The organism is Alteromonas sp. ABH4_452 (genome assembly GCF_056311825.1).
On record NZ_CM149973.1, the window covers coordinates 4439412 to 4462249 of the forward strand.

Annotated in this window: 16 protein-coding genes; 6 read left to right on the plus strand and 10 right to left on the minus strand. The window is 45.5% G+C overall.

Annotation, left to right across the window (positions count from 1 at the left end):
* Nucleotides 1-540, minus strand: a complete 540-nt coding sequence (locus ACYX4N_RS19090) for a heme NO-binding domain-containing protein (RefSeq protein WP_474828251.1) — start codon at nucleotides 538-540, stop codon at nucleotides 1-3.
* A gap of 63 nt (nucleotides 541-603) precedes the next feature.
* Nucleotides 604-2889: a DNA topoisomerase IV subunit A gene (gene parC, locus ACYX4N_RS19095; RefSeq protein WP_474853304.1), complete on the minus strand. Its 2286-nt coding sequence runs from the start codon at nucleotides 2887-2889 to the stop codon at nucleotides 604-606.
* A gap of 359 nt (nucleotides 2890-3248) precedes the next feature.
* On the opposite strand from parC, the gene ACYX4N_RS19100 reads away from it, so the two are divergent.
* The gene (locus ACYX4N_RS19100) at nucleotides 3249-6368 is read left to right on the plus strand and encodes a hybrid sensor histidine kinase/response regulator (protein WP_476055160.1); all 3120 of its coding nucleotides are present in this window, start codon (nucleotides 3249-3251) and stop codon (nucleotides 6366-6368) included.
* A 29-nt stretch (nucleotides 6369-6397) separates the two neighbouring features.
* Here ACYX4N_RS19100 and ACYX4N_RS19105 read toward each other — a convergent pair whose 3' ends face one another.
* From ACYX4N_RS19105 to ACYX4N_RS19115, 3 genes are all read right to left on the minus strand, one after another.
* Entirely contained in the window at nucleotides 6398-7105 is a 708-nt protein-coding gene (locus ACYX4N_RS19105; RefSeq protein WP_474809106.1) for a DUF2982 domain-containing protein, read from the minus strand.
* A 164-nt stretch (nucleotides 7106-7269) separates the two neighbouring features.
* A complete protein-coding gene (locus ACYX4N_RS19110) occupies nucleotides 7270-10416 on the minus strand; it encodes an efflux RND transporter permease subunit (protein ID WP_476055161.1) in 3147 nt (1048 codons plus the stop codon).
* Nucleotides 10416-11555, minus strand: coding sequence for an efflux RND transporter periplasmic adaptor subunit (locus tag ACYX4N_RS19115; protein WP_476055162.1), 1140 nt, complete (start codon nucleotides 11553-11555; stop codon nucleotides 10416-10418). The genes ACYX4N_RS19110 and ACYX4N_RS19115 overlap by 1 nt, the downstream gene beginning before the upstream one ends.
* A gap of 129 nt (nucleotides 11556-11684) precedes the next feature.
* Between ACYX4N_RS19115 and ACYX4N_RS19120 the strand changes: the two genes are divergently transcribed.
* From ACYX4N_RS19120 to ACYX4N_RS19135, 4 genes are all read left to right on the plus strand, one after another.
* Nucleotides 11685-12338 (plus strand): TetR/AcrR family transcriptional regulator, encoded by a 654-nt coding sequence (locus ACYX4N_RS19120; protein WP_476055163.1) that lies wholly within the window; start codon nucleotides 11685-11687, stop codon nucleotides 12336-12338.
* Nucleotides 12339-12488: 150 nt separating this feature from the next.
* Nucleotides 12489-13502, plus strand: coding sequence for an aspartate carbamoyltransferase (locus ACYX4N_RS19125; RefSeq protein ID WP_476056474.1), 1014 nt, complete (start codon nucleotides 12489-12491; stop codon nucleotides 13500-13502).
* A gap of 4 nt (nucleotides 13503-13506) precedes the next feature.
* Nucleotides 13507-14787, plus strand: coding sequence for a glutamate-1-semialdehyde 2,1-aminomutase (hemL, locus tag ACYX4N_RS19130; RefSeq protein ID WP_476055164.1), 1281 nt, complete (start codon nucleotides 13507-13509; stop codon nucleotides 14785-14787).
* Between the two features lie 166 nt (nucleotides 14788-14953).
* A complete protein-coding gene (locus ACYX4N_RS19135; RefSeq protein ID WP_476055165.1) occupies nucleotides 14954-16030 on the plus strand; it encodes an adenylate/guanylate cyclase domain-containing protein in 1077 nt (358 codons plus the stop codon).
* A gap of 86 nt (nucleotides 16031-16116) precedes the next feature.
* On the opposite strand, the gene ACYX4N_RS19140 is transcribed toward ACYX4N_RS19135, so the two are convergent.
* The 4 genes from ACYX4N_RS19140 to glnK all read right to left on the minus strand — a co-directional run bounded on the left by ACYX4N_RS19140 (nucleotide 16117) and on the right by glnK (nucleotide 20770).
* Nucleotides 16117-17043 (minus strand): Dyp-type peroxidase, encoded by a 927-nt coding sequence (locus ACYX4N_RS19140; protein WP_476055166.1) that lies wholly within the window; start codon nucleotides 17041-17043, stop codon nucleotides 16117-16119.
* A gap of 181 nt (nucleotides 17044-17224) precedes the next feature.
* On the minus strand, nucleotides 17225-18916 hold the full coding sequence (gene ggt, locus ACYX4N_RS19145) for a gamma-glutamyltransferase (protein ID WP_476055167.1): 1692 nt from the start codon (nucleotides 18914-18916) through the stop codon (nucleotides 17225-17227).
* 235 nt (nucleotides 18917-19151) lie between these two features.
* Nucleotides 19152-20399 carry an ammonium transporter family protein gene (locus ACYX4N_RS19150; RefSeq protein ID WP_476055168.1) on the minus strand — a complete coding sequence of 416 codons (1248 nt, stop codon included), beginning with the start codon at nucleotides 20397-20399 and terminating at the stop codon, nucleotides 19152-19154.
* Nucleotides 20400-20431: 32 nt separating this feature from the next.
* Complete coding sequence (gene glnK / locus ACYX4N_RS19155) at nucleotides 20432-20770, minus strand: P-II family nitrogen regulator (protein WP_012516988.1); 339 nt, start codon at nucleotides 20768-20770, stop codon at nucleotides 20432-20434.
* A 242-nt stretch (nucleotides 20771-21012) separates the two neighbouring features.
* Between glnK and ACYX4N_RS19160 the strand changes: the two genes are divergently transcribed.
* The gene (locus ACYX4N_RS19160) at nucleotides 21013-21867 is read left to right on the plus strand and encodes a hypothetical protein (RefSeq protein ID WP_474853286.1); all 855 of its coding nucleotides are present in this window, start codon (nucleotides 21013-21015) and stop codon (nucleotides 21865-21867) included.
* Between the two features lie 75 nt (nucleotides 21868-21942).
* Here the strand turns inward: ACYX4N_RS19160 and ACYX4N_RS19165 are convergent, their stop codons facing one another.
* Nucleotides 21943-22683, minus strand: coding sequence for a helix-turn-helix domain-containing protein (locus ACYX4N_RS19165; RefSeq protein WP_474853284.1), 741 nt, complete (start codon nucleotides 22681-22683; stop codon nucleotides 21943-21945).
* Nucleotides 22684-22838 lie beyond the last annotated feature (155 nt).

Below are 22838 nucleotides of genomic sequence, written 5' to 3' on the forward strand. Positions count from 1 at the left end.
TTAAACAACAAGAGATATGCTAAATTCGTACGTGTGAGGCGTTTCTAGTTGATGGGTTTCCCTTTCAAGTTTGCAGTTGTAATAGGCTGCAGCGGCGTCCATCAAGCCCTCAGCTAGGGGATATAACTCTCTCTCAGAGTAATATTGTAGGCGCATGGAGGTGTCTGTGCGTGACAGCACCTTAAAACGCGGGAGGTCTGCGTCAGGATAAAGCTTTTTAACCTGGACATGGATATCGCCGTCCAAGTGCTCCAACATGTCTAGCATGCTATTGGTATTGGCTAATACGTCACCGTGTACGGCCCCTAACTTACCGAATAAATAAAAACCAAAATCGTATAAGAGTTCGTTAGCAGATTTACCCGTTCTCTCTACCAGCACACCTACCAGGCGTTGCATCTGTTCAAACGGGTAATAACCCACTGCGGTATAAGCTCCGTCGTTCTCTAACCCAGCTTCCATGATGACATCATCAGCGAACTCGGGAGAAACCTTCTCCTCAAGCATATCGATTAATGATGTAAAAACTATGCCTAACATGCAAATTCCTCGTTCATTCCTTTAATGAGTGTAGTTCACTTAAGCATAAGAACAACTTAAACTTTATGACAAATCTTCAGGAGCTTCGTCTTTATTTGATAGCACTACTTCTACGCTATCCACCCGCTGTAAACCGCGAGGCAATTTATTCCCCCTACGCCCCCTTTCCCCCTGATAGTGGGTAAGGTCTTCAGCGCTTAACGTCATGTTGCGCTTCCCTGCTCCAACCTTAATGGCCGCGCCGTCAGGCACGACGGTCAGCACTTTGACATACTCTTCACGAGACTGTGATTTTGCTGAAGGAATATTGATCAGCTTATTTCCTTTTCCTTTGCCTAAACTTGGCAAGTCGCGAAGCGGGAACATAAGCATGCGCCCTTCGTTAGAAATACTTAAACACCAATCAGAGTCCGGGTTAGTCACTGGCATTGGTTTCATTACTTTCGCTGCTGTAGGCAATGACAAGTAGGCTTTACCCGCTTTATTCTTGCTAACCATATCTTTGAATGTGCCGACGAAGCCATAGCCCGCATCAGAACCCACCAAGAACTTACTCTCGTCTTGCGCCATAATCACGTGCTGGAAGGATTCCCCACCAACAATACTAAAGCGCCCGGTTAAAGGCTCGCCTTGACTTCGTGCAGAGGGAAGCCCGTGAGCGTCACACGAGAATGTTCGTCCTGAGCTATCCATAAATACGGCAGGCTGATTACTTTTGCCTTCGGCGCTAGATAAATAAGCATCACCCGCTTTATAGCTTAGTCCTTCAGCATCAATATCGTGACCTTTTGCACAACGTGCCCAGCCTTTTTCTGAAAGTACAACTGTAACTGATTCCGCAGGCACTAACTCTTTTTCAGACAGCGCTTTAGCCTCGCTACGCTCGACAATAGGTGAACGCCTGTCGTCACCGTATTTCTCAGCATCAGCAAGAATTTCTTTTTTAATGAGGGTTTTAAGGCGACGGTCTGAGCCAAGCAGTTGCTGTAGCTTGTCTCGCTCGGCAGCGAGCTCGTCCTGCTCACCCTTAATTTTCATTTCTTCTAATTTGGCTAAGTGGCGAAGTTTCAGCTCTAAAATGGCTTCGGCCTGTTTATCACTTAAACCAAAACGCGACATAAGCTCAGGCTTGGGTTTGTCATAGGTACGAATAATTTCGATAACTTCATCGATATTCAAAAACGCAATTAACAAACCTTCTAAAATATGTAGACGCGCCAATACTTTATCTAAGCGATACTGCAAACGTCGTGTCACTGTATCTTTTCGATACTGCAACCACTCAGATAAAATAGTACGCAAGTCTTTAACCTGAGGGCGACCGTCTAGGCCTATCATGTTCAGGTTAACGCGGTAATTTTTCTCAAGGTCGGTAGTTGCAAACAAATGCTGCATTAATTGGGTAACGTCAATGCGATTTGAACGAGGAGTAATAACTAAGCGAGTTGGATTTTCATGGTCCGATTCATCGCGCAGGTCACTTACCATTGGCAGCTTTTTCGCCTGCATTTGCGAAGCTATTTGCTCCAGGATCTTGGCGCCAGACGCCTGATGAGGTAGAGCAGTAATGACCACATCCCCATTCTCTTCGCCGTAGACAGCACGCATTTTTATTGAGCCACGCCCAGTCTCGTAAAGCTTTTTAATATCGGCTTTTGGCGTAATAATTTCGGCTTCAGTGGGGTAGTCTGGCCCATTAACATGTTCTAGGACGTCGCTAAGCTCAGCTTTACTGTTGTCCAGCAGCATAGCGCATGCGTTAGCCAACTCTCTTACATTGTGCGGTGGAATATCAGTGGCCATGCCTACTGCGATACCTGTCACACCGTTAAGCAGTATGTGCGGTAAACGGGCAGGTAATACACTTGGTTCTTCTAACGTACCGTCGAAGTTGGGCACCCAGTCTACCGTGCCTTGGCCAAGTTCGTTTAACAGCACTTCCGAGAATCGAGAAAGCTTAGCTTCGGTATAACGCATGGCTGCAAACGATTTAGGGTCATCCGGTGCGCCCCAGTTCCCCTGACCGTCAACCAAGGGATAGCGATATGAGAAAGGCTGCGCCATAAGCACCATGGCTTCGTAGCAGGCAGAGTCACCATGTGGGTGAAATTTACCAAGTACATCACCTACGGTTCTGGCAGACTTTTTATATTTTGCATTCGCGCTTAAGCCTAAATCGGACATCGCATAAATAATACGTCGCTGTACCGGCTTTAAACCATCGGAAATATGCGGAAGAGCACGGTCCATGATGACGTACATGGAATAGTTTAGATAAGCGTCTTCGGTGAAACGTCGAAGAGGAAGTTGCTCTACCCCATCGCGATTAATGATGATCTCGTCACTCATGATAGTTTTTTCGTTTTGTTATTAATACCAATGCGCTCGTAATAGAAAGGCCGCCATTCGCGTTGTGTTGTAGCGCACTACTTACTGAATGTACGCGAGCGTTTACGCTATTGTGGGGTAAACCGCATTTGTGTGCAATCTTTGAAAACAATTGTCACCATTTTTCAAATAGCCTATGCCCCACAGTCTTAGCTATTTAGCAAAGATCCTCGCACTCTAAATGCTATCAACATGTTAATTGTTTGCTTTGTTATTCTGCAAATAGAGTGTTTAAATAGATTGGGCTGAATTTTGCGTTCAACATTCGCCTTAAAAATAATAAAACCCTTATTTAAATGGTAGTTAAAGTACAGAATAATATGGCAACCTTTCGCGCACTTTCTTTCCTATTTATTTTGCTAGCTAGCTTCTGGCCTTCTTGTTCCCAAGCGCAGCATATCGAGCAGCTATTTGACGAACAAAGTACGCTAGATTTATCAGACTCCCTGTACTTTCTATTCGAAACCGATTACCAGCTTACCATTGGGGATGTATCAAGAAGACGAAATGACTTTCTTATGCATCCTCACGGAAACCCTAACTTTGGTTTTCGCAATAATGGTATGTGGTTGCTAACATCCGTTGCCAATGTTTCAAACGACAAAAACTGGGTATTTTCAATAAACTTTAGTCAGCTCGATAACGTTGATTTCTATTTAGTACAAAATGGAAAGGTGATTAGTCAAAGTCATCAAGGTAAGGCGCAAAAAGAGCAGCGTTTTCGCGTTCCTACCTTTCGGGTTGAACTCGCTAACAGCGACCCAGTTGACCTTTACATACGCATTGAGAGTCATTCATCAAGCCTCATCGCTCCACTTCGCATACAAGCTGAGCCTTTGCACAGCAGCTATTTCCAAATGGACAGTTTGCTCTGGGGCTTTTTTTACGGTGGCTTACTCATACTTGCCATTTATAATTTAGCCTTATTTTTCGGTGTAAAAGAGAAAAGCCTGGTTGCTTATGTTGGATACATATTAGCGGTAATATTATGGCAATTCGTGTGGGGCGGTCATACACACCTCTTATTTACTCAAGGTATTCCGTCTTGGCTAGTCGGTCATTCGGAATTGATATTCGTCATTATCGGTATCAGTTCAGGCTTGTTTACCATGACCTTCTTAGAAACCGAAAAGCACTCGCCCACTGCTCACCCTATTATAAACTTATTATTGGTGTGCCAAGCGCTCACTGGACTCGTGTGCTTTGTCGATCTTCTTCCCTCTATCTGGAAGAACAATCTGGTATATGGCGTAGGGCTGGTAGCGATTTTGAGCTACATCTACGCAGGGGTGGAGGCCTTCCTCAATAATTTCAGACCTGCACGCTACTTTATTTTTGCATGGGGCATGCTTGCTACCGGTGCCATTATTGGCATGTTAAGCCTTATCGGTGTGCTGCCCTCTAACGACTTTACTACCTACTGCTTCCAAGTTGGCGTTTTCCTAGAAGCTGGACTTTTTTCTTTCGCACTCATGGAGAAAAGTCGAAGCCAGCTTGAAAGCGAAGTAGAACAAGCAACCGATGATTTACGCAATAATGTTGAGCTTATTGAAGAGCAGAATGCACGCTTAGACATTGCGCGAAAAGACGCCATCAAGGCCAGTAACGTAAAATCTCAATTCCTTGCAAACATGAGTCATGAGATACGCACGCCGCTAAATGCAATATTGGGGTTTAGCAAAGAACTCAATAACGCATTGCTACCTACGGACCAACAAGAGCAGGTTCGGATCGTTAATACTGCAGCTGAAAACCTGCTCACGATTGTTAACGACGTACTCGACTTTTCAAAAATTGAAGCGGGCAAACTTCAAATAAACAACCAACCTTTTTCGCCTAATAAACTGCTCGAAGAGATGGTCACTATTATGGCCAAATCTTCGCACAGCAAGCGCATTGAGTTCGTTTTCGACTTAAATCCGCTGCCTGAAAAACTTATTGGCGATGTATTTCGCATCAAGCAAGTGCTAAACAACTTACTCAGTAACGCGCTTAAGTTTACCTCTAGTGGAGCCATTACATTCTCAGCAAGCGGGCGCTCGCTTCCTCATGGTATCCACGAATTAAATATTGTCGTTGAAGACACGGGAATTGGTATTAGTCGTCAAGACAGGAAAAAGCTCTTCAGCGCGTTTTCACAGGTAGACGATGCACTAAATCGAAATTACCAAGGTACAGGCTTAGGCCTTGTTATTAGCAGGGAACTCGTTCGCCTGATGAACGGAGACCTTTCGCTTAAGAGTGTGCTGGGCCAGGGCTCTACGTTTAGCGTCTCTCTTCGTATGAATCAGCTTAGCCAAAAGTATTCATTGACGAGCAGCGAAGACTGGAAAGATAAAAACGTGGTTAATTTCGACCCCATTCCCGCAACCCGCCGCTCTAGCGCTAATATGTTGTCTATATTGGGTGCCAAGGTCACCTCAGTGGAATCGTTAGACTATTTAGCTACGCTAAACGGTCAATATGACTTCTTCATGGCAACGGTACCGGTAAGCAAAATGGCATTGCGTGATACTTACCTAAGCCGATTTGTACAGTTTCCAGCCACAAAACGAATTCTCTGGTACTCTGGCCCCGAGCCGTACGCTCAATATCCAAGCCTATCGCAGCATTTCCATTCTCAGATACGTATGCCAATAACCTTGACTAAGTTAGATAGCTTGGTAAACCAGCACGCTACGCCTGCGAAAAATGCCATGCAAGAGAAGATCAGCAGTTTGCCTAGCGTGAAAATATTGGCTGTTGATGACATGGAAATGAACCTGAAACTTCTGCATACATGGCTTGACCATTCACCTGTAGAACTCATTACAACTATTAGCGGGCAAGATGCGGTAAATCAGTGTCAGACACAAGAGTTCGACCTGATTTTAATGGACGTTCAGATGCCTGGGATGGATGGTGTACAAGCAACTAGGGAAATTCGTAAATCTCCTGTAAATATGGGTACGCCTATTATCGCTGTCACCGCTCACGCATTTAAGGAAGAACAGGAGCGATTACTCGCATCAGGTATGGATGATTATCTTCCTAAGCCTATCGAAGTAGAATTACTTATTAACCTAATTAAATCCTGGTGCCACAGCATTGAACCAGGGGAAATAGAGCTTCCCTCAGTTGACTGGCAGCTTGCGCTAAAACATGCCAATCAAAACCAAGACACCGCGAAAGAAATGTTAGACGGCTTTATAGAGCTGCTCCCAGAAACCATTGTATTACTTTCAACGCTGTGGGAAGAAAAAGATTATAAAGAGCTAAAGACCGAGGTACACAAGCTTCATGGTGCATGTTGTTATACTGGCTTGCCGCGCATGCAGCATTTGGCGAATGATACTGAAAGCGCGCTCAAGTTAGGCCAGCATAAACTTGTTGATGAGCATTTACCTGCACTTATCGCTGAAGCAGAGAAAGTGTTACGGGAGAGTAAGCCTAGCGTATAACAAATTATTGGCCACGCATATAGCACTGGTTATTGCGTGGCGTTTTCCTTTTGGAAAAACTTCCGTGATTGCTGACAGTCAGCGATTAACCTAGCAAATTCGCTGGCGTCTCTATCTAACTCTGAGCTTGCTATAAAAATATCAAAACCGAGACGTTTTCGAAGCTCTACCATACGATGAGCTAACATGGCTTTTATTCCTTTAATGATAGTACCGTCTTCCATAACGTATTGCTTATCGTCAAACATTGATTGTTCGTAACAACTTCCCGACGCGCAGTTTTCGTCGGTATTTTGCATTAGCAGAGGTCGCTGCTCCATCAGTAAGTGTGTAGCAAGCCTAGGTGATATTGTATTTAAAAAATCAGTATAGCTTTTTATTTTGAAGCCGACTGTTTCTAAGGGAACGTGATCTAATCCATGGCGCACACGTGGGCAATCTGCACGCTGGAGGTTGTCCCAGTGAATTCGCCAACTGCCGAGGCGGTGGCGATAGGTGATGTAATCTCTGGCTATTTCTAAGCTGAAGTCTGGCTCGCGTACCTTAAAATAACCCACTAGTAAACACACCAGTGCCGCACTTGTCAGAAAAATACCGGCTAAAAACAACCAATCTGGCAAAAAGGCCAGCCACAATGCTGCGACAAAAAGTCCTACACAGCCCAATACTAGGCTAGTGATGCCGTTACTTTTTGACGCAGCTCGGATATAGATAGGTTCAACACTAGTGCCAGACATACAAGTACACCACCAACATAATTATGGCCCAAACGATATAGAGTCTGACCCGTTTACATTTCACGCAGTCAGTCTGCCACCAGCGCAATATTGGATGAGATTTTCGCATACGCTGATACACCCTTATTATACGCTCATTAGAAAGGGATAGTTTAACCGCAAAATCAAGCTAATGTGTGGTTTCTATAACGATATCGTTGAAATGCCGCCACTATGGTTGGTGTAAATACTAACGACAAGATAACCGAAAAACCAACTCCACCTGCGAGCACAACAGCCAATGGCGGCCAGAAGCTTCCCTCGCTAAATAACAACAGTGGAATTAAACCGCCTACCGTTGTAAAGGTTGTCGAGAGTATGTGGCGGCTACAACTCATGGTTTCTTCAACAATGGCCTTGGTATCGCCTTGCTTTGCTTTGGGATTAGCATTGATTGCAGCAATGACCACTATCGAACCGTTAATTGCAACACCAATAAGCCCTGCACAGCCAAGTAGAGGGTTGAATCCTACTGGCAAGCCTGAAATCCACAAACTAAACATTCCTAGTCCCACTGAAAGTATCGCGACAAGTGCGATAACTCCGGCCATACGCAGACTTGTGAACGTCAATATGAGCGTGGTTATCATTAAAACCAATAAAACAGGCGCATAAGTGGCAAGCTTGCCTAGCGCTTGCTGCTGTTCATCTGCATCGCCCGCCAAGTGAATTCTATAGCCCTCGGGCAGTTCAAGTTGGCTTTCAAGCAAGTCTCTTAACTGATTACTGGCATCAATTGCCGGCACACCTGGCAGTAAAAACGCCTGAATGCGGTTAAGCCTTTCTCCGTCAACACGGGTAATGCTGCTAGTTGCAGGCTGTAGCGTTAAATTAGTAACCGCCGCCAGTGGTGACCACGAGATTGCATTGTCACCGGCTACAGGTATGGGCATAGCATCCACACCCGTTACGTTTTGTCTGTAGGCCTCATCCAGCCTTACCCTAACCGGAATTTCTTCTGTGCTCTCCAGTACCGAGCCACCGGTGATCCCCGAGAAATTAACCTGCATTTGATTAGCAAGCTCAGAAAGGGTTAAGCCAAGGTAAGATAAGTTATCGCTATCGGCATTGATTTTAAGTTCGGGCTCGCCCATAGAGATACTGGTGATGGACTGAGATATGCCGTCAACTTGTGACATCAACATACGAACTTTATCGCCTAGGTCATTCAGTATATTAAGATCTGGGCCAAATATTTCGACTTCTACCGGCGCGGCAATTGGCGGACCTTGCCCAAATGCTCGTACTACAATTTGTACCTCAGGATATTCGCTATCGAGAGAATGTTGTAACTCACCCACCAGCGCTACCGCTTCATCTACCGTGTGGGTAGAAACCACGGCATTAGCAAAATAAGGCATGTTATCGCGAGTCATCATTTGATTGTAATACACCGAAGGGGCAGAGCCGCCCACCAACCAGCTAACCTGCTTTACACCTTGCTCGGAGCGAATAGCGGCATCAATTTCTTTAACGTAGTGGGTAGTGTTGTCAATGCTGCTTCCTTCTTTCGTCCACAGATAAACTTCAAACTGGTCTCTATCTGCGCTTGGGAAGAACACATTGGCCAATGTCGAAGACAGCACAAAGCCAGACAGGCAAAGTATGGCAACAACCGGTAGCACGAGAATGGGCTGTTTGACCCAACGACCTAACTGCCTTTTAAAAGCTAGGCTTAACTGCGGCGCTTGAAGACCCACTTTCCACCACGAATTGGATACGGCTTTACCTTGGGATGCATTGTCGTGCTTTGGTAAAAATCGTGCGGCTAGCGCGGCAATAATAGTCAGTGAAATAAACAGGGAGCCAATGAGCGCCATGACCACGCTTATCGCTATTGGCCCTACGAAATCACCTATATTTCCATCAAGAAGAAAGATAGGCATAAAGCCGAGAATAGTCGTAAGTGTTGAAGCTAAAAGTGGCGCAAATAAGTGAGACACACTTTTTGCCATAGCTCCTACCCGCGTTAGGTTAGGGTCTTGTAAGTTAATGCGTATTTCATCGGTAATTACGATAGCGTTATCAATAAGCAGGCCGATGGCGATAATCATTCCGAAGATTGACATTTGGTGTATTTGCTCGTTGTAAAAGCTCAATGAAAACAACGCAAAAGCGGCGCACAATGGTAATGCTAACCCCACAATCCATGCTGCGCGAAACCCCATGAAAAGTAGAATAACCATCATGACAACCGCACACCCCATCAATAAATTCATCGATAGGTCGGCAAGGCGCGTGGCAGTATATTCATTTTGCTCAAATGCCACCGTAGCGGTTAATGTTCCACTGAAATCTTTATTAAACTGCTCTACCACTGCTAATGCATTTTTTGTCCATACATCAGAACGCAATGAGGGCTGCATGCGGGCGGCTACAAAGATAGACTCTTCACCATTTAAAAAGGCTATTTCGCCTCGTGGAGTGGTGTAACTGCGTTCTACCGACGCAACATCTTCGACTCTCAAATAGCGCCCTTGTTCATTAACAAGAGGAATAGACGCTATCATGTTTACACCATTTAAGCCCTCTCCCACCGTAAAGCGCAGATTACTTTGTTCGGTATTCAACATACCTGCAGGCAATTTGGGGTCGGCACGACTGATTGTATTGCTGACCTGCTGTAATGTAAGGCCTGTCGCGGCAAGCTTAATAGGGTCTATGTTGACACTAATTTCTTCCTGCGGTGCGCCGTATACACGCACTAACTCAGTACCGTTAACATTGCGAAGTCGGTCGGTAAGTTCCTGAGCCAAACGAGCGGTAAGTGTAATAGGTGTATTATTAAAATGGTCGGCACGTACAGAAAGCAACAAGGTGAAAGCAGTCGCGCCGCGTTTTTCATCGAATATTGGCGCCATTGCGCCTTCTGGAAATGACTCAGCGGCAGCACCTATTGCATCGCGGATCTCGCTAAATAGCTGCTCGTTACTGGTGTTGTCTATCCAGTCCTGTGTTTCAATTAATATGATAGAAATCCCAGCACGAGAGGTAGATTTCACTTCCTTAATCTCAAATATCTCCCTTAACCTGTCTTCAAGTACGTCGCTGACTAAGGCTTCAACTCGCTCGGCTGATGCGCCGGGATACTGGGTGATAATTAGCGCATTTCTTGTATCAATTCGAGGGTCTTCTATTCGCGGTAATGAGCCCAAAGCCGATAACCCTGCGGTAATCAAAATCAATAGACTTAAAACCAGCAAATGGCCCCGTCGGTAAAAGAGCGTGTACCAGGGGTAGGATTTATCAGTATCGAAGTTAAATGACTTCATTAACGAGCCCCAGCATGTTGTTGGCTAGGTATAGCTACCATTTGCCCCGGCGCTAATTTATGGGTGCCCTCATTAACATAGACATCACCGTTTTTGAGCGCGCCGCGAACGAACGCTTTATTTCCATCTGTGTACACCACCTCGACAACGCGCGCTTCTATGGTGGCGTTTGACTCACTGGATAAAACAAAAACCCTCCATAAGCCTCTTAGGCCATTACTTAGCGCGTTTACAGGAAGCCAAGCGCCTGTTTCAGAATGAGAGCGGAAGGCAGACAGAATTGCCATATCGCCAGGACGAACCTGTTCGTTACTATTAAGTGTAACCAGAATATCTACGGTTCGAGTCTGCACGTTACGTACTGGAAGCCGCTGAGATACTGTTCCAGCAACATCGATATCACCAACACGCACAAGTACGGGTTCATTAACATCAAACTGCTCTACGACGTCAGCAGGTACCGCAAAACGCGCTTGATAATTGTCGATACTTGTAATGCCAAATACAGGGCTTCCTGCACTCACCACACTGCCTTCATCAAAAAATCGGCGATTAACAACACCATCAAAAGGCGAAACGAGCGTAGTTTTTGCTATCTCTACATTGAGAGATTCGAGCGCGGCCTGCATTTCGCTAACCTGCGCTTTCGCTACATTTAAATTCGCTTTTGCTTCGTCTAGTCGTTGCGCTGACTCTAGCTTTCTCTCCACCAATGAGGTGGTCCTATCACTGTTGACTTTAGCAAGTGCAAGGTCAGCGTTTGCTCGCTCTAGCGCTGCTTGTAGCTCTCTCTTTCTTGCATTTAGACGCTGCAAATCTTGGTGAGCAAGAATATCGCCTTGACTGACTACATCCCCTTCTTCAACAAGCATTCGGGTAACTTGACCAGCGACATCAAAAGATAAAGATGTGGCCTTAGGTGATTCAACTAAACCAAACACATTAATAGGCGTTTCAAAGCCTGATTGAATGGTGACCGTACCTGTTGAGACCGCAACGGGTAGTCTTGCCTCCGGCGTTTGCGTTGCATTCCCCAAACCAGCAGTCATCAGTAATACCACCAGTGCTGCTGTAAAAACGGCAATTGAAATAAGTAACGTGAATTTGCCACTTTTAGACGGTGTATTTGCAGCAGTCATAACGGTTCCTTTAACCAATTGGGCGTGTGCTTTAGGCTATATTTGCATACTTATTGTGCTATGCTAGTATATAAATACTAGACCGTCCAGTTTGATATTTAAATATTCTGCAATAAAGTGAGAACGTACGTGGCTAACATCAAAAAGCAAGGCCGTCCCAAAAGTGAAGAGAAATATCATCTTATATTGCACGCCGCGTCTTGCTTGTTTTTAAAAGAAGGGTTTGCTAGTACGTCAATGGACACCGTGGCTAAGGCCTCAGGAGTGTCTAAACAAACGGTTTACTCTCATTTCGAGAGCAAAGATGCTCTGTTTAAAGCCGCTATCTCTTCAAAATGTCGCTCGTATCAACTCGACACTCAGCAGCTTATCGACGCCTCCTTAGGCTCGCTTTCACTGTTTGAATGCTTGCAAAAAGTGGGGTGTCAGTTTGTACGCCTGTTACAAGACCCTGAAGCTATCGCTATATTTCGCGTAATTATTGCCGAAGCGGTAAATAGCCCACACGTAGCCACCTTGTTTTATCAAGCAGGTCCTGAAGCGTCGCTCGCCACACTTAGCACAGTGATAGAAAAATTTGGACAAGGTAGCTTAAGCGCTGATGTTGCGCAGCAGCTAGCCGTGGATTATTGCGCTCTACTTAAAGGCGAATACCACACCATGATGTTATGCGGCATCCAGTCTCCGCTAGAAGACGCCGAAATCACAGCCCACGTTGACAGTGCCGCTGAGAAAATTCTGCTGCTTTTTACTCATTACACGCAGCAAAGTGGTAAAAGCTGAAAATTATCCTAGCCATTTCAAACAGCACAAGTGCTATTTTACCAATTGGTCAAACCGAGAAAAACGTTAGGTAAGATTAACCTTGCGCTAATGACTTAACCCCAGCGGTATTATAAACTAGCGGCGTTTTCGTTGATGATTGAGAAGCGCATGTCTGACTTTACCGGTAACCACATTCTTTCGGTTAATCAATTTGATCGCGAGGCCATTGAGAAAGTCTTCTCAGTCGCCAATTCCATGAAGCCTTATGCGAAGCGGCAAAAGCGCACTACCGTATTAGACGGCGCTATTCTCGGAAATCTTTTCTTCGAACCAAGTACGCGTACCCGCGTGAGCTTTGGTACCGCTTTTAATCTTTTAGGCGGCGAAGTAAGAGAAACTACAGGCATGTCGAGCTCTGCACTTGCTAAAGGCGAATCACTTTATGATACCGCCCGAGTGCTCAGCGGCTATTCTGATATTATAGCCATGCGACACCCAGCAGCCGGCTCCGTCGCTGAGTTTGCAGAAGGTAGTCGAGTGCCTGTAATTAATGGGGGAGACGGCGCAAACGAACACCCCACCCAAGCACTTTTAGACCTATTTACCATTAAACGTGAGCTTGAGTACAACGGTCACGGTATTGATGGATTACATATCGCAATGATTGGCGATCTGCGATACGGTCGAACAGTACACTCTTTATCACGCCTATTATGCCTGTTTAAGAATATTCGCTTCACGCTGATATCGCCGAAAGAGCTGGCTATGCCTCAGCCAGTTATTGATGCCATTGAGAATGCTGGACACCAGCTTACTATTACCGATACGCTCGAAGGAAATATGGATGCGGATATATGCTATCAAACTCGTATTCAAGAAGAGCGCTTCCCTTCTCAAGAAGAAGCGAACAAATACCGAGGTAAGTTCCGCTTAAATCAGTCGATTTACACGAAACACTTTCAGTCGAAGACCGTTATTATGCATCCACTTCCTCGTGACTCACGTATGGAAGCCAACGAATTAGATAACGATCTAAACCTTAATCCAAACCTCGCTATTTTTAGGCAAACCGACAATGGTGTGCTTGTAAGAATGGCCCTGTTTGCGCTAACCCTTGGTATAGAAAACCTTCTGACCAAGTATGAGCGCGATGTTGTTTGGTACAGCAATAAGAGTAAGTAATTACATGCAAAAATCTGAAGCCCTATTTACCCGCGCCCAAAAAACCATTCCCGGTGGCGTAAACTCACCTGTTCGCGCATTTAAAGCGGTAGGCGGCACACCCCGCTTCATTACCAAAGCTGATGGCGCTTATATGTGGGATGCGGATGGTAAGCAATACATTGACTACATCCAGTCTTGGGGGCCGATGGTACTAGGTCATAACAATGCAAAAATCCGCGAAGCAGTGATTGAAGCTTCATACAGTGGCCTTTCATTCGGTGCCCCAACCGAAGCGGAAGTGATCATGGCCGAACTTGTTAGCGAGTTGGTGCCATCTATGGAAATGGTACGCATGGTTAACTCTGGCACAGAGGCCACCATGTCAGCCATTCGACTAGCCCGCGGCTACACTAGCCGCAACAAAATCGTTAAGTTTGAAGGCTGCTATCACGGTCATGCCGATTCACTTTTAGTGAAAGCAGGCTCTGGCGCATTAACCCTTGGTGTGCCTAGCTCTCCGGGCGTACCTTCCAACGTAGCCGAGCACACGCTAACGGTCGAATACAATAATCTAGATAGCGTAAAAGAAATTTTTGCAGCTCACGGCGATGATATTGCGTGTATTATTGTTGAACCAGTCGCTGGCAACATGAACTGCATTCCCCCAGTAGAAGGCTTCCTTGAAGGGCTTCGCACTATCTGTGATGAGTACGGCAGCGTACTTATATTTGACGAAGTGATGACAGGGTTCCGCGTTTCTCGTGGCGGTGCACAGGAACGCTACAACGTAAAACCAGACCTAACTTGCTTGGGTAAAGTTATCGGTGGTGGTATGCCTGTGGGCTGTTTCGGTGGTCGCCGCGACATCATTACTCATATTGCCCCAACCGGCCCTATCTACCAAGCCGGTACACTTTCGGGTAACCCTGTTGCTATGGCGGCAGGACTTGCTGCGTTAACCCAAATCAAACAGCCTGGTCTTTACGATTCTATCTTTGAGAATACACAAAAACTCGTCGATGGATTTCAGGCACTAGCTGATAAACACAATATTAGTCTAACTACTAATATTGCTGGCAGTATGTTTGGGATATTCTTTACAGACGTAGAGAAAGTCACTAACTACAAGCAGGCGATTAACTGTAATACCGAGCAATTCAATAAGTTTTATCACGGTATGTTAGAACAAGGTGTTTATTTGGCTCCCGCTTCCTATGAAGCAGGTTTTGTCTCGAAAGCACACGATGCTGAGGTCATTGAAAAAACATTGGCTGCGGCAGATAAAGTGTTCTCAACCCTATAAGTTAATTGCCCCTTACCGTTAATTAAAAATCGGCGCTAACACTTTTTGTAAATGTAATTAAAAGTAATGTGTTAACGCCGAATTATCCTTTATACTTTCTTGGCAGCATAATTATTGACCGCATTTTTGCTGTTTTTCTGTAGGAAATTAAAAGGTGTGATTAACAATGGACTGGCAAATAAGCGCGCTTGTTGCACTTACTGTTTATAGCACTGTTATAAGTATTCTTTATGTCAGGCGAAGCAGGCGCTTCAAATATCGACTGAGAAAAGCCCTATCCCGCAATTCGAGTAAGTATGAAGCAACACTGCAGGCTGCAGACGAAGCCCGGTTTCAGGCCGCTGCTGATGAAGCCTCAAAACTTACCCAAACTTTTCAGAAATTTGTACCCCGCCAGTTCGTTGAACATATGGCTACCACCGATGTAGATTCATTGGAACTGGGCTATGCTGCTGAAAACGATGTTGCCATCATGTTTTGTGATATTCGTGGCTTTGCAGGTTTTTCTGAGCGTATTACCCCGCAAGAACTGATGAATTTTCTAAATTCGTATTTCACGCGAATGAATGACCCTATTCACCAAAACCGAGGCTTTATCGACAAGTTTATGGGCGATGGCATTATGGCGCTATTCGACCATCAAGGCGGCACGCCCAAAGAAAAAGCGTTAGATGCGGTACAAGCAGCGTTGGATTTACGTAAAGCATTAACGATTTATAACGGGCACCGGAAAAACTGCGACTACGAAGCCATAAATATGGGGATAGGTATTCATTTCGGCCAAGTCATTATGGGAACCGTGGGCTCGGAGGATAGAATGGATACCACGGTTATAGGCGATAGTGTAAATATCGCCTCCCGACTAGAAGCCCTAACGCCTAAATACCAAGCAGATATTATTGTAAGCGCTCAGGTGCTACAAATTATCGGCCCTAACGACTCCCTTAGAACCCGCTTACTTGACTGGGTCAGAGTTAAAGGACGAAAATCGCCTATCGAGATATATGAAATTCTCAGCCACCTGCCAGAAAAAGAACAAGAGAAGAAGCTTGCGGTGCAAACGAAAATAGCGGCGGGTCTGGCGTGTAGAATCAATCAGCAATGGGACGAATCTATTGCATACTTTGAAACGGCCCTAGCCATAAGCCCCAATGACTCACTTGTACATCACCACTTAGATGTGTGCCGTATCTACAAAAACTTAGATCTTGCCTCTGACTGGGACGGTGCTTTGGTTCTTTAGCATTTTTCGCTTTAACACCTTTAAGCGACTAACAACCTGCTGGGCTATTCCGGCTTCTAATGAAGTTCAGCATTAATTCAACACTCTCAGTTTTCCGAAAGCTTCGCTTGTTGCCGAATAAAGGTCACCGAGGGTGCGAAGAAAGCAGCACCTGTTTCGGCACTGGTGAAGTCTAGCCAGCGGTCGTAGTCGCCTTCACCGTTGCCGTATATCTGGCTATGCAGCATCTGTTTAAAAGGCCGCGCGCTCGCACTACAACTTACAAAGAATAACCCCTGAGATATCATATCGCCGTAAGGCATGCCTTGCTTTATTAGTCTTGGCTCGTCGCCATCTGGGGCGACCGTACTTGCTCTTACATTGTGTGACGACTCTGACTGCTCACTACTGACTAAGTTATGCTCTTGCGTTGTACCCATAACCTGCTCTTGCTGGCGGCTTGAGAGGCTGTTCCAGCGCCTTAAATCATGGCGATAACGCTGAACGTGAACATAGCTGCCACCGCTAAAATCAGGGTCATCTTCCCCGATAACCCCCACTTTTCTGCGCTTCATACCACGAGGGTTATCCGCTCCATAAAGATACCCATTGAGGTCACGCCCGTCTAAATATCTAAACCCTCTTATCTGTTCAACAAGCTCTACATGAATACGCAATAGGTCCATCACTTCAATGCCAACGGCGTGGCAGATATCTAACCTATCAGCACGTATTTGAATAAAGAGATCACAGGGCATGGTGGGCGCACTTCGGTCTTCACACTGCATATCGGGAAAGGGGGCAAGTTCAATGGGTATCAACCCCGGGTAGACTTCTGCCCAATAACCCGTACCTATGGCTACTACCCCTGTAACCATAGCCTCGTAATGCTCATTCTCGAAGTGCTCAAAAATATCCAGCACGCGAGACAATTTTGCGCGCACGGCTTGGCTATCATCGTCAATTACGTTCAGTAACAAATACTGTGCATGTAAGTTGGGCTCAGCGCAGAGACCTTTTTGTGGTTGTGTCATTGCCGCTCTTTTTGTTATTAACGTCTCACTATGACGCTTCGCTGCTGACGAACATTCGTCACGCTTTGTATTGCGAACCTTTTATCAATTGTAGCAACTACTTCAAACTTAAAAACCTTTTCAAGTGAAGCTAAGCTTTATTGAGCAGATAATCTATCGCTTAATATTTACTCTAGTGTGCTTAATAGCCCGCTGCTTGTCCATCTTTTCGCGTTTCTGATGCGCCAAAATAGACACCTTTTTGCTCATCCCAAGCAATGGCTTGGTAACCACCAAATGCGCCTACAACGCGCTGCAGCTTATGCCCTCGCTCCATGAGTTCTCGTTGAACGGTTTCACTAAAGCCAGACTCTAAGCTCACATAGCCGCCATCGGTCATAAGCGCCCCAGTTGGGCTACTTGAACCACTGTGCAGTATGCGAGGCGCATCTCCCGCTTCTTGTAAATTCATACCGAAGTCGAGAATATTCACAATAATTTGTGCGTGCATTTGCGGCTGTGTCCCGCCGCCCATCACCCCAAAGCTCATCACGGGGTTGCCGTTTCTTGTTACAAAAGCAGGAATAATAGTGTGGAAAGGACGCTTGCCTGGGCGGTACTCGTTAAAGTGCCCTTCTTCAAGGGTAAACATCTCACCTCTGTTTTGGAGAATAAAACCCAGTCCAGGCGGTGTCATTCCTGATCCCATGCCGCGGTAGTTGCTTTGAATCAAAGACACCATGTTGCCTTCTTTATCAGCAACGGTAAGGTAAATGGTATCCCCTTCATAAATGCCCGCATCAACACGATTTGCAGCGCGTTCGTTGTCAATCAGCTTTTGCCGCTCAGCAGCATATTCTTTTGAAATCAGCCAATCGACGGGAATCTCATTAAAATCCGGATCCGCATAGAACTTAGCGCGATCTTCAAAGGCAAGTTTTTTGGCTTCCACAAAGGTATGGATGTAGTCAGCTGAGTTAAACCCCATTCCTTCTATGTCGTAGTGCTCAAGTACATTAAGAATCTGTAGTGCCGCTATGCCTTGTCCGTTTGGCGGAAGCTCCCATACATCGTAGCCGCGATAGTTAGCGGAAACAGGCTCTACCCACTCAGAGGTATGTGAAGATAAATCCTGGTATGACAAAAAGCCCCCTTGGGACTTCATATAAGCATCGATAGTACGGGCGATATCCCCTTTATAAAAGGCATCACGTCCCCCAGTTGCTATTTTTTCATAGGTCACGGCTAACCCGGGGTTTTTAAAAATGTCCCCCTTCTGCGGTACCTTACCACTGATAAGAAAGGTCTCAGCAAAGCCATCGTAATGGCCAATTCGTTCTTGATTCATCTGCCAGTAGTAAGCAATGACCTCGGAAACCGGAAAACCTTCACGGGCATATTTGATAGATGGCGTGAGCAACGCTGACATAGGCAGTTTGCCAAACTTCTCGTGTAGCGCGAACCAACCATCTACAGCACCAGGGACAGATACGGGCAGAGGACCAAATTTGGGTATTTGATGAAGACCGCGCTCAGCAAAGACCTTTTTGGTTAGCTGTCGTGGTGATCGTCCAGAGGCATTTAAACCTACCAGCTTTTCTTCTTTTGCATCCCACACAATGGCAAATAAGTCGCCGCCAATACCGCTACCTGTTGGCTCAACCAACCCCAACATGGCGTTGGCCGCAATGGCTGCGTCAACCGCGCTACCACCTTGTTTTAAAATATCCAACGCCACTTGCGTGGCTAATGGTTGGCTAGTGGCCGCCATGCCGTTCTTCGCAATAACTTCTGAGCGACTTGCAAAGGGTTGCCCCGTTATTCTGTCATAGCCCAAACAATTGATACTGAAAAAAGCCAATATCAAAGGTAGTAGTCGCACACTTACAGTCATAACTATCCTTTTACAAAAACGTTGCCGTTGATAAATCTAGCCTAAACCCTTTAAAACCTAAGCCCCGGAAAACATAGTGTAGCGTTATTGTCACATTACGCCTAGGGCCTTTTCCTTAGTCTTATAGCAACTAAAAAGCACATTACTTTAAACGAAAAAAGCCCCGCAACTGCGGGGCTTAAACGAAGTAACAAGGCATTATTATTGTTATTTCATTTGCCTAATCAAGACTCTCTTACGAGCGGCCGCTTGTGAAGTCTGGGTATGCTTCCAGACCGCACTCGCTCATGTCTACGCCGTCGAACTCTTCTTCTTCGCTCACACGTACACCCATTACCGCTTTAATCACTAGCCATACCACTAGGCTCACGACAAATACCCATACAAAGATAGTCGCGGCGCCAATTAGCTGACCAGAGATGCTTGAACCGTCATTTGTGAAAGGTACAAGGATTAGACCTAGTAGACCAACCACACCGTGAACTGAAATTGCGCCCACTGGATCGTCAATCTTAAGTTTATCTAGTGCAACAATGCTAAGCACTACCAGTATACCGCCTAGGCCACCAAATAGAGTCGCTTGAAGAGGCGTTGGTGTAGATGGCTCTGCAGTGATAGCAACAAGACCCGCAAGCGCACCGTTAAGTACCATAGTTAGGTCAGCTTTACCGAATAGAATACGTGCAACGATAAGTGCAGCAATTGCACCACCCGCAGCTGCAGCATTCGTGTTCATAAATACGATTGCTACTGAGTTTGCACTTTCAACAGTTGCAGTAGCCAGTACTGAACCACCGTTAAAACCAAACCAACCCATCCAAAGGATGAATGTACCTAATGTTGCCAGCGGCAGGTTAGCACCAGGGATAGCATTTACTTTGCCGTCTGCAGTGTATTTACCTTTACGCGCACCAAGTACAAGCACACCAGCAAGCGCCGCAGCCGCGCCGGCCATGTGAACAATACCAGAGCCAGCAAAGTCAGAGAAACCTAGGTCACCAAGCGTATACATACCGAATACCGCTTCGCCGCCCCACGTCCAAGCACCTTCCATTGGGTAGATAAAACCTGTCATAACAACTGCGAATGCTAGGAATGCCCAAAGCTTCATACGCTCAGCAACCGCACCAGATACGATAGACATTGCTGTTGCAACAAATACTACTTGGAAGAAGAAGTCAGCAGAAGGTGCATATGTTGCTGGCTCTTCAGCGACACCTGTTGCGCCATCAGCCATGATACCGCTTAAGAAAGGACCCCAGTCGCCGCCGCCATACATAATGCCGTAGCCGCAAATCATGTACATGGTGCAAGCAATTGCAAATAGTGCCACGTTTTTAGTTAGAATTTCTGTGGTGTTTTTCGCTCGAACAAGACCAGCTTCAAGCATCGCAAAACCTGCAGCCATCCACATAACCAGTGCACCGCAGATTAGAAAATAAAAGGTATCTAGCGCATACCCAAGTTCAAAAGTGATTTCCATTATGGTTTTCTCCGCAAATATATCGTTGTGGCTTACAGCGCGTCGCTATCCGACTCACCAGTTCGAATACGAACGGCGTGCTCAAGGTCGTAAACAAACACCTTGCCGTCTCCAATTTTGCCTGTTTTGGCAGCGCCAACGATGGCTTCTACCAGGCGCTCTACTTGATCATCCTGAACAGCAATTTCCAGTTTGACTTTAGGTAGAAAATCCACCTGATATTCCGCTCCACGGTAAAGTTCAGTGTGTCCTTTTTGACGTCCAAAGCCCTTCACTTCGGTCACGGTCAAGCCGTCGATACCGATTTCTGAAATGGCTTCACGAACATCATCTAGCTTGAACGGCTTGATGATCGCTGTGACTAGTTTCATGAGTTGCTCCCAGTTTGTTTTGGTTATTCTGTGATTTATGGTCGTGTTTCCAACTATGGGAAGATAAACCAAGAGCCATGCCACAAATGTTTCTTCATATAAATCAGACATATACTTACAAGGAAGATGATCATGCACAAAAATAATGCACATTTATGGTGCACCCGTTAAAAAATGCCCAATTATGAAGCGGTCGAGAAAATTGCTGAGGTAAGGTGACTAATAAGTGCGATGAAATTAGGATGGAACTATTCGATAGCGTGAATGGTCTGTTGTTTACTATGACAACTATCACGCCTTCTTTCTTTGCGCCAGAACGCAGTACAGAGCACCACTCCGTTGCCAAAAAAGCGGCGTGGCGACCGCTATTAGTTTCATGTGGTGTTCACGTATTTGGGGTGATTTTGGTTGTCTTACTTTCTCAATTGAGTATTGATAATCAAAAAGCTCGTGTAAATGTTTCAGAGCGAACACCTGAGATTAGTGCCAGACTATACTACCCTCCAACTCCGCGCCCCTCAATCCAAGCCGAATTAGAAGACACTAAAGCAGTCGATGCTTCCGCTAAAAGGCAAGAAATTGAACTGAAGTCTGATGTCACTCAATCCACCGAAGCACCTGATAGTAAAACTAAAATTTCTGAAATTCCTGAAGCAAAGCAGCAGAAAGTTGCTGAGCCCGAAATACAGCAAGCCCAGGTAGAAAATAAGCCAATTACTACGCCACCAACGCCGACTCTTTCAAAAGATGCAAATCGTCGCGCGGGTTCGTTAAATTTATCGGTCAAAGATGGCGCTGCGCTTTATTTTGAAAAATACAACAGTGAAAAAGTAGCTGAAGACGCAGAGCAAGCAGCAAGGAATTTCCAAGAACGAAAAGATAGCCCTATATTAAGCGGGCCAAGTACACAAGAAATGCAAGCTAGTGAAAATAGACGCCCGTCAAAACAAGTAAACTGTAGCAGTACGACCAATAAAACCTTGGCGATATTAAGCGGTTTTGCCGGAGGCACTTTAAAATGCACCAAAATGGACGATCACAAACGTTTTATAGATGCGAGAGTGAATAAACTGCCCAAAGATGAAGAGCGAAACTAGCGCGTATTGATTTTTGCCATGCTCTTTTTTGCGATAGTCCGTAGCCGACTAGTGTCCCCCTTTAGCAAAGCGTGATTACTTTCTTTTAAAAGACTTTGGTGGTTGCCCGAAATAGGCTTTGAATCGGCGGCTGAATGCAGCAACATCTTCGTACCCCGTTGATTGAGCTATGCTCGACATAGGCGTATCGGTGTTTCTAAGCAGTGCTTTGGCTTTCTCCATCCTTATCTTCACTAGGTAATCACGTAAGCTAAGACCAGTGGTTTGTTTAAACCGAGTTTTGAACTGTGTGGTTCCCATACAGGCCATCTCTGAAAGCAACTGCAACGAATGCGATGCCCCTAAGTCACTATGTATATGGCTTATTACTTGGGTGATCCGCTTGTCTGTTCCCCCGCCCACCTCGCTTTTCGCCAGTAACACCTGAAATAACGCGGTCATTTCATCCTGTCCGTAAAACGCGTAATTCGTTAATTGCACTTCGACAAAGCTTAAGAAAGCTTGAAGGGCGGTATTAACCTGAAAAATAGGATTGTGTTTGTCTTGCAACTGTACCGGTACTGAAAGTAAGTCGGCGACCATAAACTTTGCATTTTCGTTTGCACTAAAACTATGTACCTCGAATGGCGCTATACACACTCCCTCCCCTACACCGACGCTGCCTGTAAAATCGTCTTGTGCTATTTCTATATGCCCATTTACAGGCAATACTAACTGATAAAATGGGTGAGCGTGACTGCGTGCTTTTCTGGTATAAGAACGAATTGAAAGTGAGGGAAGTGCTGTCTCTTGATTTATTTCGCTATCGTTACTCACACTGATTTCAACCTTTTATCTGAAGTCGTACTATTCATAAGTTGCCAAAGGTAAAACCCTGCGCGTATTCTTTGTATGCCGCAACTACTTATCGATTGCCGATTTGCTATGTTAGTGAAACACAAAAACAGCACACTTAATAACAACGAATACAA

What these genes read in the sequence shown, in the direction of transcription:
- ACYX4N_RS19090 (WP_474828251.1), bottom strand. Translation starts at nt 540, where the DNA reads ATGTTAGGCATAGTTTTTACATCATTAATCGATATGCTTGAGGAGAAG.
- parC (WP_474853304.1), bottom strand. Translation starts at nt 2,889, where the DNA reads ATGAGTGACGAGATCATCATTAATCGCGATGGGGTAGAGCAACTTCCT.
- ACYX4N_RS19100 (WP_476055160.1), top strand. Translation starts at nt 3,249, where the DNA reads ATGGCAACCTTTCGCGCACTTTCTTTCCTATTTATTTTGCTAGCTAGC.
- ACYX4N_RS19105 (WP_474809106.1), bottom strand. Translation starts at nt 7,105, where the DNA reads ATGTCTGGCACTAGTGTTGAACCTATCTATATCCGAGCTGCGTCAAAA.
- ACYX4N_RS19110 (WP_476055161.1), bottom strand. Translation starts at nt 10,416, where the DNA reads ATGAAGTCATTTAACTTCGATACTGATAAATCCTACCCCTGGTACACG.
- ACYX4N_RS19115 (WP_476055162.1), bottom strand. Translation starts at nt 11,555, where the DNA reads ATGACTGCTGCAAATACACCGTCTAAAAGTGGCAAATTCACGTTACTT.
- ACYX4N_RS19125 (WP_476056474.1), top strand. Translation starts at nt 12,489, where the DNA reads ATGTCTGACTTTACCGGTAACCACATTCTTTCGGTTAATCAATTTGAT.
- hemL (WP_476055164.1), top strand. Translation starts at nt 13,507, where the DNA reads ATGCAAAAATCTGAAGCCCTATTTACCCGCGCCCAAAAAACCATTCCC.
- ACYX4N_RS19135 (WP_476055165.1), top strand. Translation starts at nt 14,954, where the DNA reads ATGGACTGGCAAATAAGCGCGCTTGTTGCACTTACTGTTTATAGCACT.
- ACYX4N_RS19140 (WP_476055166.1), bottom strand. Translation starts at nt 17,043, where the DNA reads ATGACACAACCACAAAAAGGTCTCTGCGCTGAGCCCAACTTACATGCA.
- ggt (WP_476055167.1), bottom strand. Translation starts at nt 18,916, where the DNA reads ATGACTGTAAGTGTGCGACTACTACCTTTGATATTGGCTTTTTTCAGT.
- ACYX4N_RS19150 (WP_476055168.1), bottom strand. Translation starts at nt 20,399, where the DNA reads ATGGAAATCACTTTTGAACTTGGGTATGCGCTAGATACCTTTTATTTT.
- glnK (WP_012516988.1), bottom strand. Translation starts at nt 20,770, where the DNA reads ATGAAACTAGTCACAGCGATCATCAAGCCGTTCAAGCTAGATGATGTT.
- ACYX4N_RS19160 (WP_474853286.1), top strand. Translation starts at nt 21,013, where the DNA reads ATGGAACTATTCGATAGCGTGAATGGTCTGTTGTTTACTATGACAACT.